Source organism: Bacteroidota bacterium (assembly GCA_016722375.1).
Taxonomy (GTDB): domain Bacteria; phylum Bacteroidota; class Bacteroidia; order Chitinophagales; family LD1; genus Bog-950.
This window is the reverse complement of sequence record JADKJG010000001.1, coordinates 353,681-368,156: the sequence shown is the minus strand read 5'-3', so window position 1 is coordinate 368,156 and position 14,476 is coordinate 353,681. Positions and strand designations below refer to the sequence as shown.

Annotated in this window: 15 protein-coding genes and 1 tRNA gene; 7 read left to right on the top strand and 9 right to left on the bottom strand. The window is 42.2% G+C overall.

Features of this window, described 5'->3' with window-relative positions; genetic code table 11:
- Nucleotides 1–549, top strand: a complete 549-nt coding sequence (locus IPP77_01685; protein ID MBL0308432.1) for a hypothetical protein — start codon at nt 1–3, stop codon at nt 547–549.
- Between the two features lie 507 nt (nt 550–1,056).
- The gene (locus tag IPP77_01680) at nt 1,057–1,560 is read left to right on the top strand and encodes a DUF4476 domain-containing protein (GenBank protein MBL0308431.1); all 504 of its coding nucleotides are present in this window, start codon (nt 1,057–1,059) and stop codon (nt 1,558–1,560) included.
- 78 nt (nt 1,561–1,638) lie between these two features.
- Here the strand turns inward: IPP77_01680 and IPP77_01675 are convergent, their stop codons facing one another.
- The 8 genes from IPP77_01675 to IPP77_01640 all read right to left on the bottom strand — a co-directional run bounded on the left by IPP77_01675 (nt 1,639) and on the right by IPP77_01640 (nt 10,096).
- Nucleotides 1,639–2,046: a hypothetical protein gene (locus IPP77_01675; protein MBL0308430.1), complete on the bottom strand. Its 408-nt coding sequence runs from the start codon at nt 2,044–2,046 to the stop codon at nt 1,639–1,641.
- 72 nt (nt 2,047–2,118) lie between these two features.
- Complete coding sequence (locus IPP77_01670; GenBank protein ID MBL0308429.1) at nt 2,119–3,519, bottom strand: MBL fold metallo-hydrolase; 1,401 nt, start codon at nt 3,517–3,519, stop codon at nt 2,119–2,121.
- Nucleotides 3,520–3,647: 128 nt separating this feature from the next.
- Nucleotides 3,648–4,256, bottom strand: a complete 609-nt coding sequence (locus IPP77_01665; protein MBL0308428.1) for an acyloxyacyl hydrolase — start codon at nt 4,254–4,256, stop codon at nt 3,648–3,650.
- A 47-nt stretch (nt 4,257–4,303) separates the two neighbouring features.
- A complete protein-coding gene (locus IPP77_01660; GenBank protein ID MBL0308427.1) occupies nt 4,304–4,741 on the bottom strand; it encodes a hypothetical protein in 438 nt (145 codons plus the stop codon).
- A gap of 57 nt (nt 4,742–4,798) precedes the next feature.
- Entirely contained in the window at nt 4,799–5,554 is a 756-nt protein-coding gene (locus IPP77_01655; protein MBL0308426.1) for a hypothetical protein, read from the bottom strand.
- Nucleotides 5,555–5,602: 48 nt separating this feature from the next.
- A complete protein-coding gene (locus tag IPP77_01650) occupies nt 5,603–5,995 on the bottom strand; it encodes a hypothetical protein (protein ID MBL0308425.1) in 393 nt (130 codons plus the stop codon).
- Nucleotides 5,996–6,166: 171 nt separating this feature from the next.
- Nucleotides 6,167–9,397: a PKD domain-containing protein gene (locus tag IPP77_01645; protein MBL0308424.1), complete on the bottom strand. Its 3,231-nt coding sequence runs from the start codon at nt 9,395–9,397 to the stop codon at nt 6,167–6,169.
- A gap of 207 nt (nt 9,398–9,604) precedes the next feature.
- Complete coding sequence (locus IPP77_01640) at nt 9,605–10,096, bottom strand: hypothetical protein (GenBank protein MBL0308423.1); 492 nt, start codon at nt 10,094–10,096, stop codon at nt 9,605–9,607.
- A gap of 60 nt (nt 10,097–10,156) precedes the next feature.
- Here IPP77_01640 and IPP77_01635 point away from each other — a divergent pair, with 60 nt between their 5' ends.
- From IPP77_01635 to aroQ, 5 genes are all read left to right on the top strand, one after another.
- Complete coding sequence (locus IPP77_01635) at nt 10,157–11,752, top strand: peptide chain release factor 3 (GenBank protein ID MBL0308422.1); 1,596 nt, start codon at nt 10,157–10,159, stop codon at nt 11,750–11,752.
- Nucleotides 11,753–11,799: 47 nt separating this feature from the next.
- Nucleotides 11,800–12,123 carry an SUF system Fe-S cluster assembly protein gene (locus IPP77_01630; protein ID MBL0308421.1) on the top strand — a complete coding sequence of 108 codons (324 nt, stop codon included), beginning with the start codon at nt 11,800–11,802 and terminating at the stop codon, nt 12,121–12,123.
- Nucleotides 12,124–12,246: 123 nt separating this feature from the next.
- Nucleotides 12,247–12,663, top strand: a complete 417-nt coding sequence (locus tag IPP77_01625) for a BrxA/BrxB family bacilliredoxin (protein ID MBL0308420.1) — start codon at nt 12,247–12,249, stop codon at nt 12,661–12,663.
- An 85-nt stretch (nt 12,664–12,748) separates the two neighbouring features.
- The gene (locus IPP77_01620) at nt 12,749–13,837 is read left to right on the top strand and encodes a 2Fe-2S iron-sulfur cluster binding domain-containing protein (protein MBL0308419.1); all 1,089 of its coding nucleotides are present in this window, start codon (nt 12,749–12,751) and stop codon (nt 13,835–13,837) included.
- A gap of 12 nt (nt 13,838–13,849) precedes the next feature.
- A complete protein-coding gene (gene aroQ, locus IPP77_01615; GenBank protein ID MBL0308418.1) occupies nt 13,850–14,269 on the top strand; it encodes a type II 3-dehydroquinate dehydratase in 420 nt (139 codons plus the stop codon).
- A gap of 122 nt (nt 14,270–14,391) precedes the next feature.
- On the opposite strand, the gene IPP77_01610 is transcribed toward aroQ, so the two are convergent.
- A tRNA-Ala gene (locus IPP77_01610) sits at nt 14,392–14,465 on the bottom strand.
- Between the last annotated feature and the right edge of the window lie 11 nt (nt 14,466–14,476).

The following is a 14,476-nucleotide window of genomic DNA, read 5'->3' as shown; positions in this document are numbered from 1 at the left end:
ATGAATTATAGGATGTTTTTGCTGTCTTTATTCTCTGCTGGTTTGTTTTTGCTGTTCACTTTGCCGTCATGCAAATCATGTAATAAAAAAGAGGATCCCGCAGCGGTTGCTGTGGATTCTACCCATACCTCTTTTCAGTCATCGAATACAACAACCCTGCCTCATGCCGATACTTCTTTGATACCGATATTGTCTTCGATTCTCGATAATGTTTTTGATGCCTGCGAAAAGAAAGATTACGAGCGCTTGGCTTCCGAAATTGTTTACCGAGGCCCCGATGAAAGACGTTTTGGAAATGATGTGTTTAGCTATAAAAACAATCACGACAAAACAGTTATCAGAACTACCGCTTATGTTTTTAATAAGTGGAACAGTGGGATTGAAACCAGAGATTATACCCGCACTTTTGAAATGGCTCAACCTGATGGCCGCAGCATGCCCGTGGTAGAGGTTTTATTCATCTCTCCCAAACGGATAGACCGCAAGTTTTTCGGGTTTCTTGAAGTGAATGGAAGCTACAAGATTGCCGACGTTACCTCCTTCCTATAATCACCTTAATTCTGAGGAGGGTCTTGCTTTATTTTTCTCCGAAACCTTCGTAGCATCTTCTTTTCAGGTGGCAATCTGGATTCCCACAAAAGAAATGCGACGAAAAGAAACACCACTATTACTGGAACAATAATGTCCCAAAGCATCGGCAAATGCCACAAGTCTGATAACCATTTCATAAATTTAGATTTAGGAAAGTGAACAATAATTTACCATTCTAATGCAACTGATTTTGTTATTCAACAAAACTGGACGCCAGAACCTAAGTCCTGTTAGCCGAAACTAAGTTAGGCATTTGTTACCTAACGAACGCTCCATTTTATGTTAAACCACAGGCATAACTATTCAACGGAGAAGTCCTTATACTTTAAGCCGGTTTGGGTCAAGGAGCAACTTTTGCTTTACATATTTTCACAAACAATCTTTTTCTATGAATTAAACTTTCACGTCTTGGTTTCATCTTAAGAACATATTCATTCACTAAAATAGCAACAGGAGAAACCAACTATGAAAAAGAAAATAATCATCGCCGCCTTTATTGCCTTTGTGCAATTCGCCTTTGCTGGAAACAATGGAAGGGTCGGACACGACAGCCGTCAGGAAAATGTATATCGCCCTTTAGCTCGTCAAGGAAATGAAAGGACATACAGCCATCCACAATACTTTAAGCCGGTATTGCATGTTCGCTCTGTTTGTCCTGCACCGGTTCCGGTTTGCGTACCTGTACCCATGACTTCCCGAGACTTTGCCGGTTTGCATCAAACTATTTACCACGCATCTTTTGAGAGTACTAAACTCTCCATCTTTCGTCAGGCTATGGCGTACAACTACTTCACGACTGCTCAGGTGCTGGAACTGATGGATTTATTCTACTTCGACAGCTCTCGGTTGGATATTGCCAAGATGGCTTACCCCAAAACCGTGGATCCGCAGCGTTATTATCTGGTGAACAACGCATTCACCTTTTCGAGCAGCGCGCGGGAGTTAAACCAATACTTAGCCATGCGTTAATCTTTTGTTCGCTCTCTATATACAGCCTCTTCCATTTATCGGAAGGGGCATTTTTATGGAATCAGAACCATCAGCAGACTATTTCCAAACCTGGCACCACTTTTTTTCTGCCGGGGTATTTTCATTGATCTGACGCTGGTACCAACCCTCGGTAATCTTTACGGCGTTGATTAGGATTTCGGCCAATTCACTTGGCGGTCCTTCTGAATCGGAACCATATACGACACGGAATGAATAGTCTAGATCATCCTTTGCCTGAAAGATAGTCGTCAGCCTACATTCAGTTCCGATGATATTTGGGCGAGGGTAAACATGAATATAATTAAAAGTATCCTCCGGTATCGTCATCATCAAGGCTTCAGAATGTCCATCGCTCGAACACCATGCATTAGTGGCAGGGTGTGTATGTCCCGGGTTGCCGTCGCCCTTGCGCTGAACTATTCCTTGTTTGGTGAGTAAGATGAAGAGCGCCGTGTGCTCGCCCACCTCTAAGGTGATGAGACCTGATGAATCCGTTGTTTGACGTTCATATTTACTTAGCTCAACTCATTCATTCAATCAAATAAAAAATGTTTGGTGTATTTCCGGTATCTCCACCTCAGCAAATCCTTTTTTAATTAGGCGGTTCTGGAAATTTTGCTGCACTTTATATTCTCCATGTACGAGAAAAAGTTTTTTTACTTCCTTGGGATTCTGGCAAGAAAGGTACTGACATAAATCTTCATAATCGCCGTGAGCACTTAATGAGCGCAGTACCTCCACTTCCGCCTTCACTCGAAAAGGTTCTCCGTAAATCGTGACGGTTTCGTGGCGGTCAATGAGCTTTCTACCTAATGAATTCGGTTCGCAGTATCCGACCATCAGAATGGTATTCTTTTTGTTTTCGATAGCGTATTTGATATGGTGCTTTACTCGTCCGGCATCGGCCATGCCCGAAGCTGAAATAATTACACACGGTTCATGGCGGTTATTTAGCGCCATGGAATCTTCTACCTTAGTAATATATTTCAATCGCTTGAATGCAAAAGGTTCGGGGTCTTTCTTCATATACTCCAATAGGTTTTTATTAAAACACTCCGGATGCTGGTTCACCACTTCGGTAGCTTTGGCAGAAAGCGGGCTATCCACAAAGAAATCAATGTTGGGTAATTGCTTTTCCACTTCCAACCGGTTAAGGATATAAACGATTTCCTGTGTGCGTCCTACGCTGAAAGCCGGTATAATCAGCTTCCCCTTTTTCTTCAAGCAGGTATCTACGATGATTTCGAGCAACCGGTTAGAGGTCAGCTGCGAACTATCGTGCAAGCGATCGCCGTAGGTAGATTCGAGAATGATATAATCTGCCTGTGGAAAAGGATCAGGCGAAAGCAGGATATCATCTCCGTATCGCCCAACATCGCCGCTGAAGGTTAGCCGGGTTTTCTTTCCATTTTCATCTATCCGCAGGTTGATAGCACAACTTCCTGAAATATGCCCAACGCTACTGTACATAAACTCAACTCCGTCTTTCAGTGCCAGCCACTGGTCGCGGTCTATGGTTTGAAAATGGCTGAGTGCGAGATACACATCGTCGGTAGTATACAGCGGTGTGAGCGGCTTTTCGCCTCTGGCGGTTTTTCTTTTGTTGAGATAACGGATGTCAGATTCGTGGATATGAGCCGAATCCATCAACAGAATTTTTGCCAAATCGAAGGTGGCGGGTGTACAATATACGGTTCCGGTAAATCCTTCCTTAACCAAACGAGGAATGAGGCCACAATGGTCAATGTGGGCGTGGGAGAGGAGCACTACATCTATTTCTGCCGGATTGAAACCGAACTCGCGATTCAGGCGGTCTGCTTCTTTGGGGTTGCCCTGAAACATGCCACAGTCCAACAGGATTTTTGTCCCATCTTTTAGTTCCAACAAATGTTTACTGCCGGTTACGGTGCGTGCAGCACCATGAAAGGTAATTTTCATCTTTCTTTTTTTATTTAGTTATTGTATGATAGCCTTTATCAAAGTAGCCTATGTATTTAAATAGGGTATAAGGTTAGATGTTTTTGTGCAAAGCAAAGAACTGGATGATAGGAATCAGTGTTTGCTCTTTATAAAACAAAGAACAACCCTAGGCTGCCAAACAGATTGTTGATGCCACCGTTTGGGTTTTTGATACCTGCATTGCTGACGTGGCGTAAACCAAAGCGCGTATCGAGGTGCATAATCTTTATCAACTTTATATTAATCCCTGCAAAAAAATTATCCGAAAAGATAAAGCCATGTGCCTGTCGAGGCACAGACTGTGACAGATAGTGCGGCCCCGAACTGACGCAGGCGAAAAAGCCTAGCCGGTCTTTCAAGATATTTTTGCGCACCATCAGACCACCGTTCAACCCGACTTCCCAAGCTTTGGAGAATGCGGCGTCTTCTCGATCATTTTTCAGTTGCACCTCGTTGTATTGTGGCTGAAATACCAATTCGAAAGACCAATTTTTTGTCACAAAAAAGGCATAGTGGTATTGCAACTGAAAATAATGGACTCGATAGATGTAATCTACCGCCAATCCGTTTTGAAAACTGAAACCGCGTTGGATACCGATTTTATGTCGCTTGTTATCATAAATTTTTCTTTTGTCCCCAGATGCATGCAGCGAGGTAAAATGGAAGACCAATACCAGGATGAATATTATGTTGAACCAAAATGAAGAGGTTTTCAAACAGCAGCTTATTTTTTCAACTTTCAATTCAAGGTACTTAGCCGATTTTATTCCACCGGAATCATTTTGACTATCTCCATAAACTCGTCCAAATGGGATAAATTCTGATTGAATTGAATGGCAATAGATTTGGCATAATCTGTGACCTGAGCTTTAAGAATATTGAATGTAGATTCCTTTCCAGAATAATACGGGATGAGCCATTGGGTTTCCGCGCTGCTATTGACTGCAATAGAGGCAAAATATACGACAGAATAATAGACAATCAGGTCTCGCTCAGTCAAATATATCTTGGTATTCACCTCGTTTTGAACTTTATGGTTAAGTCGGATGAAGTCATCTTCTGTAAACTTGTCCACAGCTTTGATAAAGGGATGAACTCCTGAAAGCGGGTGAGACATTAGCGCTTCTACAACAGTAAACGCAGCTTTAGAGCAATAATTATCAGGTTCTGCATTATTGATGTTGCATACAATATCGTCCATAGATTAATAGTAGTTCAGGTGATTTGCAAAATAGCTTAAGAGATTCATAAAGGCTAACTATTTATTAATGACTAATGTTTTCAAAATATCCTTAGTGAAATTTACATAGACTTCTTGTTCATCGGGATATACGAAGGTCTTCCATTCCATCACATCTTCAGGGATGGTGGTTTCGTAGATAAAGCGATAATACTGGAATTGTACAAAATGGCAGAAGTTGGGAACGGCATCTGGGACGATGAGTAATATGATATAACTCGACTGCTGAGTTTGAATGTCGTTGATGAAATATAAATCTCCTGTTTTGCCTTGAGACGTTGTGAAGGACTGGGGGGCAGAAATCATGCTATTTACCTGTTCATCCAACTCCTTCTGATCAACTTTTGTTCCGGCATCTTTATAAAATGCCACCAAGTGTGATTTAATAGACGCAACGGTCATTGCTTTTTTGTCAGCCGGAGATTTCTTAATTGAGTTCAGCGTGATGGTAACGCCTTGAATAATTTTCTTTGCGGGCAAGGGCAATGAAGTATTTAACGGCTCTTTATCCGTTTTGTTCAGTTTTAAGTCATTGAAAAGCATGACACCTTTTTCTTTCCATATTGGCGGTACTTCTATAGATAAAATGTCCTGAATAAATCTGCTCGCATTGGTGTCCACCTTTTCTTTTTGCGAAATAAGGACATCGGGTAGTTCACTGACCTTATCCAACAAACTTTTCTTTTCCTTCACCGGCTCCTTCTTAGCTTGTGAAAAAGCGGATATGGAGGAGAAAACAAAAAGTAAGGAAACAAAGAGCGGACTATATTTCATAGAGAATAAAGTAAGGGATTATAAAACAGTTCAAAAAATGACGAAACCTTAAGGACGTTTAATAGTAAGATTAGCCGAAGTGAGGTAAGAATCTTTAGAATCAATAACCTTGACCCGATAATTGCCCGGGTCAAAAAAGACTACTTCTTTCCAAGCATAATTCCATCCCGGTTCCACATTCTGCATAAACTCTGTAACGAATTCTTCATCGCCGCCTTGATTAATAAAGTACAGTTGATACTTGATACTGTCCATGTTTAATTCTTCATCTCCACGAACCATAAACCTAAGTACGCCTCCTCGATCACTTACCATAAAGGCGCTCGCCGGCATTTTAGGAACTCCTTCGGGGTTGACATCTTCACAAAATATTAAAGAGTATTGTGCGTAGGCGCCCAAGGAGGTAAAAGCAAACAAGAAAGATATGAATAGAGATTTCATGAGGTTCGATTTCCTTCCGAAAATAGAAAAAATGTATGAGAGTAAAACTGACCCATATAATTTTATCCGTTCTAAAGAGGGGCTGAAGCCAAAAGAAGGAGAGTAAACTGCCCATAAAAAAAGCGCTACCCAAATGGGCAGCGCTTTTAAGAATATGGGGGGAGAGCTTAGTTACTTTAAGTAAACTCTGGCAATGGTAGTTTCGTTCTGGTTCATCACTTTTACGATGGCATAACCCCCGGAAACATTATTAACCGGTAATCGGAAAACATTATTCTGCTCGTGGCGGACACTTACAACTTCTTGTCCAAGGATATTGAAGATTGTAATAGTAGCTTTTACACTCGGTGTTTTCGTAAAGTCAACTATCACTTCATTTTCATGCCCCCAGATCAAAATATCTTTTGAGCTTGTTTTTTTCTCTTGTATTCCACTTGCCACTGATTTGGTTACGGTCACTGTTTTCTGTACAGTGCTTTCGCATCCGCTTGCATTAGTGGCGGTGTAAGTAATCGTATAGATACCTTCTTCATTGTAGGTGTGTGAAGTAGTAGTGCCAACATCGTCCGTTCCATCTCCAAAGCTCCAATTGTGAGCTGTGGCATTGTTAGATTCGCTGGTCAGTTCAAGAGTTTCGCCTGTGTTCAGGTTTTCAGATGAAAGGTTAAAGGAGGCGATTAAAGTATCTGCTCCTTCAATAGTAAAGGTCTTGAGCACCGCATAGTTATAGTCATTTCTCAAAGTAAGAGTATAAACTCCTTTTGCCAGACTGGTATTAATAGCCGAGTTCTGGTTGAATCTCCCGGTACAAATGTTGTTGTTGTTTGATCCGGTGATAGTAAAGTCCCAATCAGCTTCCCCTTGTTGTTCAGCAATCAACTTTCCACTATTCGTGCAAGTGGCTGGAACCGAAAGGATAATAGCAGCAGGGGTAAAGTGAAGTACAAACCGATCGCGATTATCAGAAACAGAGGAATAGAAAGCATAATTCCCGCTTCTGATGTTATGAAACAGATGTTGCTTTTTATCTTCCAGCATAATCAGAACAGTAGGATCAAAACTACTCACCCCGTTAAACAAGAGATTAAACTGACCATCTGTCCCCGCATAAAAATGCACAGGTACTTCTGGAGATTCTTGTATAGATTTTAGCATATTTACAGACATCCACTGCGTATCACTCACGCTATAAATCAACTGGCGGTCTGGAGTGCCAGACAGTTTATTGGCATCGAAAGCCGGATCAAAACCATCAGTAGCATCAAGATTATATCCAACAGTCGTTTTGTCAAGCAGTGTTTGAGTAGCGTTTTCCACAACGAGTTCGATTGTATTCTCCTTGTCTTCTTTATAGAATCGCTGTGCAGTAGTTACTCGGTCCGATCCGTGTATGGTAAAGTCTGCAGTTCCTCCTACATCCGTTTTATGGACCATAAAGCCTTGAAATGGAGCAACCACTACATTACTTCCAATAGTTCCAGCCTGATAAGAACCTTGATAAGGGCCATCTGAATGCCAAATCTGTATTTGATTATCAAAGCCTGCATTCGATTCAGTAATATTCATAGTGGCAGGATAAGGATTCGCCAGTAGGTGCCAACCAGATGACATGGCATTTCCTTGTTTGGTAAAGTTCATCCAACCAGTGTTGGTTAAATTATTCACCGAATAGGAGCTATTCAAATTTGGCGAACCGGTGAGCGTGATTTTCCCAGCACCTTTCTGTAGAACGGAATATCCCAAACCGTTTTCAGCCGTTCCCGAACTTTCCGCTTTCCAACCTGCCAGAGCACAAGTGGTTCCCATTTCTTCATGATAGGTAAATACCGTTCCATAAGGAGATTTCATCGTCAGCTTGGTTTCATCACAATCATTGGTAGGAACAACGAAGCCGCTTTCGCTTGCGCCAAATTGACTTAAAGAGGGCCTGTTTACTGGCGAACCCATCAAGTGCTGATCATAGGTGCCGGAGGCTGCAAAAACTCTTTCTGCTGTAATCGTACCAGTGAATGTTCCTGAATAGCCCGCACTGAAATTATCTATAATCGCCAGGTTGCTTGCAGAGGTGCTTTTGAGCGTGATGGTCCCGGTAGAAGCAACGAACTCTCCATTCTTAAGCTCCAGAGACTTTTTTATATCCACATTAGCGCCGGCCAATAGAACTGCTCCTGATGCGTTGTCTAAGCGCAAGTAGTTGATAGATGTTTTTCCGCTAATTTGCTGTGTTCTGTTTCCGGAAAGAACTATTAATCCATTTCCGTTAATGGAGGAAGTAGTGCTACCGCCTCCGATTAAATCACCGCAAACATTCACGTTCGCATTGAGTGTGATGGCTACAGAATTTCCTAATTTAAGATCTCTAATATTCATAGTCGCCTCAAAAGATGGCATTCTTGAAACAGAAGGAATATACACATTGTTCATACATCCAGATGGAACCATTGCCGGACTCCAATTGCTTGGGTTGTTCACATCATTGCTTGTTGCACCAGTCCAAGTCATCGTTAAAGGATTGACAGTAATAGTTTTTGTTCCGCAGACAGCATTTACCACACAGCCTCCCTCACCACGAGCAAAGTAGGTGGTGGTTTGAGTAGGCGAAACATCCACACTGGTTCCGGTGCCAACTAATGTTCCGCCACAACTGCCAGAATACCATTTCCAACTGGTTGCCTCATTTAATGAACCAGCAGAAATGCTTAATGTGGTCGAACCGCCTATTGTAATCGCTGAACTGGTAGCGGATATGGTAGGAGTTGAAGGCATACTACACAACAATGGTTCAGCTAACAATATATTGTTGATGCCGAAACCGGCAGGAGCTGAAGGCGTAACTTTCACAAATCCTACAGGGCTTGCATTGTCAATAGTAATAGGGACCGCTTGTCCCACAGCTACTGTCTGGGTTTTAGTAGCAATCAAATTACCTCCTTCCACATCATACGCATTAATGGTAAAATCACGGTCAAAATCATCCACATTATATACAGTAAGTCCTCCGAAATCTGCCTTATAGTTAGGATCAAAGGTGATGGTGATAGCTCCGGTCAATCCTAGTGAATAGGTTAAGAATTTATTTCCCCAGTTCACAACTGCAGCATCGCTTAGTGTTTGCGCGGCATTGAAAGCTTTGAAGCTAGGAGGAGTGCCTGCGGCAAAGTAAGCGGGCATATCAGTACCTTGACAATACGTGTAAGGCAAACTTGTACTAGAATAACAGTACGAAGCATGCGCGCTCGGTCCATCCGCCGGACTTGCCGAATTAAAATAGAAAGTGGAATATTGCCCATGAGCGTACATCCCTACCAACAGAAAGCAGGCCATCCATAGAATGGTGTTAAAACGATTGGTTTTATCAAATTTAACTGCTTTGCTTAGAGAAGATTTGTTTAGATGTTTCATATCGGTTTGCTTTTGATTTTTAAACTGCGTTGGAATTAACTTAGTCAAGAATCATTGCATTTTTATACGAGCTAGGTTTGTAAATGTTTCATTTCATTGTAAATAACAAAACTCTATTCCGATTGTCTTTTACCAAAATTGGACGATATCATATAATTGATAGGTTTTTGAATGTTCTGAATGATTTTAGTGTTAAAAATTAAGATTTTAGCTCCGAATCATCTTTTGAGCTGAAGTAAATGTTAAAAAGGCGGCCATTTTTAAGTAGTTTTTTCCTAAACCTATGTAGTTTCTGAGCAGACCTACATAGTTTTTACCCGAACCTATATAGTTTTTCCCTAGACTTACATAGTTTTCGGCCAGACCTACATAGTTTTTTCCTGAACCTATATAGTTTCTGAACAGACCTACATAGTTTTTGCCTGAACCTATGTAGTTTTTCCCTAGACCTACATAGTTTTCAGCCAGACCCACATAGTTTTTTTCTGAACCTATATAGTTTCTGAACAGACCTACATGGTTTTTTCCCAGACCTACATAGTTTTTGGGCCGAACTATATGGTTTTTGCCACGAACTATATAGTTTGCAACGAGCGTAACATAGTTTTTGGGGGGACTTACATATCCGGCTGCAGGATTTATATGATTTGGGACGGATGTTCTACTCAGCATTCCCACTGCCGGACGGGCAGGTAGCACTCTCCATTCATCACCATCAAGAAACCAATTCTCTTATTTTCGCAACCTTTTAGAAAAGAGATGGGATTAAAGGAGGAAATCAACACACGAAGAACGTTCGGCATTATCAGTCACCCCGATGCGGGCAAAACCACGCTGACCGAAAAGCTATTGCTTTTTGGCGGCGCCATTCAAACGGCGGGCGCGGTGAAGAGCAATAAGATCAAGAAGACGGCTACCAGCGATTTTATGGAGATTGAAAAGCAGCGGGGAATATCTGTGGCTACTTCCGTTATGAGTTTTGAATATAAAGACAAGCTCATCAACATTCTCGATACGCCCGGCCACAAAGATTTTGCTGAAGATACCTATCGCACCCTCACCGCCGTGGACTCGGTCATTATGGTCGTAGATTCGGTGAAAGGAGTGGAGGTGCAAACCCGCAGATTGATGGAGGTCTGCGCCATGCGGAAAACGCCAGTAATTGTGTTCATCAACAAATTAGACCGCGAGGGACGCGACCCGTTTGATTTGTTGGATGAAATAGAGAAGGAATTGAAGATTCGTGTGCGCCCGCTTTCCTGGCCTATCAACCGGGGAACTTTGTTCAAGGGGGTTTATAATTTACACAAAAAATATCTGAATCTTTTTAAACCCAGCACTACCAAAGTAGCGGATGAGGTGCTGAATATCACTGATATTAACGATCAGGAATTGGATGTTATGGTCGGCGAGAAAGATGCCACCCAACTGCGCGAAGATGTGGAGACGCTGGAAATCGTTTACGATACTTTTGACGTAGCCGAATATTTGAAGGGAAATCTTGCTCCGGTGTTCTTTGGCTCTGCGGTCAATAACTTCGGAGTACAAGAATTGCTCGATACCTTTTTAGAAATTAGTCCTACACCGCGTGGCAGAGAAACCGATACGCGCTTTGTAGAGCCGGATGAAAAAAAGATGACTGGCTTTATCTTTAAAATCCATGCCAACCTGGACCCTAAGCACCGTGACCGGATAGCTTTTATGCGGATAGTGAGCGGAACTTTTGAGCGACATACCTATTATCACCATGTCCGGTTGAATAAAAAATTCCGGTTCAGTACACCCGTTACCTTTATGGCACAATCCAAAAACATTGTGGATGAAGCCTATCCCGGCGATGTGGTCGGGCTATATGATACCGGCAGTTTCAAAATTGGCGACGTGTTGACCGAAGGGGAGAATTTCCAGATAAGAGGCATTCCTTCCTTCTCTCCCGAAATATTTAAGGAACTGGTAAACACCGACCCGATGAAAAGCAAGCAGTTGGAAAAAGGAATCACGCAACTGACCGACGAAGGCGTAGCACAGTTATTTACCCAACAGCCCGGCAACCGGAGGTTTGTAGGCGCGGTAGGAGAGTTGCAATTTGAAGTGATTCAATATCGCTTACTTCACGAATACGCTGCCAGTTGTCGTTTTGAACCGATCAGTATGACGAGGGCCTGTTGGTTGCGATCTGATAATCAGCAGAAACTAGAAGATTTTATCCGCTTTAAACACAGCAATATTGTGCATGATAAAGACGGGCACTTGGTATATCTCGCCCCTTCGGAGTGGTTCCTCAAGATGGAGCGTGAAAACAATCCTGAGATTGAGTTTCACTTTAATTCTGAATTCAAAACAGAGGTGGTTTAACGGTTATTTACGTTCATTTGATAGAATTCATCTAAATTTGCCCCACTGTGAGTGAAGTGATTACTGAAGAACAGGTTCAAACTGGAATCATCGAAGTTCTTAAGACGGTGTTCGATCCCGAGATTCCGGTTAATATCTTTGATTTGGGTTTAATATACGAAATCAATGTTCTGGCTGATTTTAATGTAGAGATAGTGATGACCCTCACTTCACCCAATTGTCCGGTGGCAGGAATACTGCCCGGAGAAGTAGAAGAAAAAGCAAAAACAGTAGCAGGGGTAAAAGATGTAACCTTAGAATTGGTCTTCGAACCGCCTTGGAATCAGGAGATGATGAGCGAAGAAGCAAAATTGGAATTAGGATTTTTATAATGCTGAGTTTGGAACATAATAGGAATTAAAAACTGTACTTCGTAAAAATGCAACCACATTCAGCACTCCCAACTCAGAATTAGGCGATTAATCATTTTTAATAATTAAAACTCAATAAACAACATGTATCCACAAGAATTAATAGCACCGATGAAAGCCGACTTAGCACAAGTTGGTTTTGAAGAATTATTAACCCCTGCCGATGTTGACACTGCGTTGAAGCCGGACAGCGGTACAGTACTTTTAGTATTTAACTCTGTTTGCGGATGTGCAGCCGGTTCAGCTCGTCCTGCTATCAAAGCGGCAGTAAAAGAATCTACCAAACTTCCGATGAAACTGGTCTCAGCCTTTGCAGGCGTAGATACAGAAGCAGTAAGCAAGGCCAGAGAATATACCTTGCCTTATCCCGCATCTTCTCCCAGTATTGCGTTGTTCAAAGATGGGAAGCTTGTACACTTTGTTGAGCGCCACCAAATAGAAGGAAATAGCGCGGAAACAGTCACGGCACATCTCAAAAAGATTTTCGAACATTATTGTTAGGTTATTTCGATTGACAAGAATCATGTAAGGGCGGTTTACTAATCGCCCTTACTGTTTTTATATTAGCGCCCTCAAAAATCTATTGATGTCTAAATTCCATAAACTCAAGGTGTCGGGAGTAAAGAATGAAATTGCGGAAGCAGTTTCGGTATCTTTTGAAGTGCCTGAAGAGATAAAACAACATTACATTTATCACCCTGGCCAATACACTACACTTAAATTACTCATCAACGGAGAGCATGTAAATCGTTCTTATTCGTTTTGCAGTTCTCCATATCTCAATGAACCGCTGACCATTGCGGTTAAAAGAGTATCAGGAGGGAAGGGGTCGAACTTCATCAACGACAACTTCAAGCCGGGGATTGAAATAGAAGTGATGGAGCCGATGGGTAATTTCCACGCTCCTATTGAAGCGAGTAATCAAAAGCATTATATATTGTTTGCTGGAGGTTCCGGCATCACTCCGATTATCTCCATTCTTAAATCGGTCTTAACAAAAGAACCTCAAAGTAAGGTGACGCTCTTTTACGGAAACCGAAATGAGAGCAGTATTATTTTTAAGGATAAACTGGAGGAGGCTTCGGCGCAACATTCCGACAGACTTAAACTGGTTCATATTTTTGATGCACCGGCTAGTAGCGCATGGCCTTATACCGGCTATATGGTCAAGGATATGGCTTTAAGGCTTATGCGTGAAAATACCGATCTGAACTTTCAGCAAGCGGTGTTCTTCATCTGTGGACCTACTCCGATGATGAAGAGTATTGAGGAGGCATTGGGGACGCTACAAATTTCCAAAGAGCAAATTCATATTGAATATTTTACTGCGAGATTAGATGAAGATAAAAAGGCTGCCGATGTGGGTGCTGCAGTGATAGGTGATGTCCCTTTTGAGGGAAAAACAAAAGTGAAGATTATATACGACGGCAAGGAACGTGAGTTTGAGGTGAGCGGAAAAGAAACAATACTAGAAGCAGCTTTAGATGCTGGCTACGACCCTCCCTACTCCTGTATGGTGGCTGCCTGTTGCACTTGTCGTGCTAAATTGGTTTCCGGGAAAGTAGAAATGGATGACCGAGAAAGCCTGACGGATGGGGAGATTGCCAAGGGATATGTATTGACTTGCCAATCGCACCCTAAAAGTCATGGCATTGTCTTGAATTATGACGTGTAACCTAATCTGGTTGTGAAGAAACTTATCATCATCAACGGGCCCAATCTCAATCTGCTAGGAAAGCGGGAGCCAGAAATATACGGGGATATTAGTTTTGAAGATTTTTTCGCGGAGATTAAGGATGTTTACAGCAGCGAAATTCAGCTGACATCCTATCAGTCCAACGTGGAAGGAGAACTCATCAATAAAATACAAGAAGTTGGTTTCGGGTATGACGGCATTATTCTGAATGCCGGAGGATATACACATACCAGCGTAGCGATACGCGACGCTGTGGTATCCGTCAAAACACCAGTGATTGAAGTGCATATTAGTAATCCCTATGCTCGCGAGGAGTTTCGCCATACTTCCCTAATCAGCGGTGCTTGTAAAGGAATCATCGCAGGTTTTGGTTTGGAAAGCTATGTGTTAGCTATTGATAGCTTTTTGTAAAAGACGTTTGTCAAGTAAATTCTCACCTGCTGTCAGGAGAACCAGAAAAGAAGTTTAGAGGATATCGTAATCAAACCGACCGACTTCCCGACAAACCGTCGGGACGCTTTATTCAAATGTTGTGGAGGATATCGGAGTCGAACCGACCACCTCTTGCATGCCATGCAAGCGCTCTAGCCAGATGAGCTAATCCCCCATTAGGGAGCG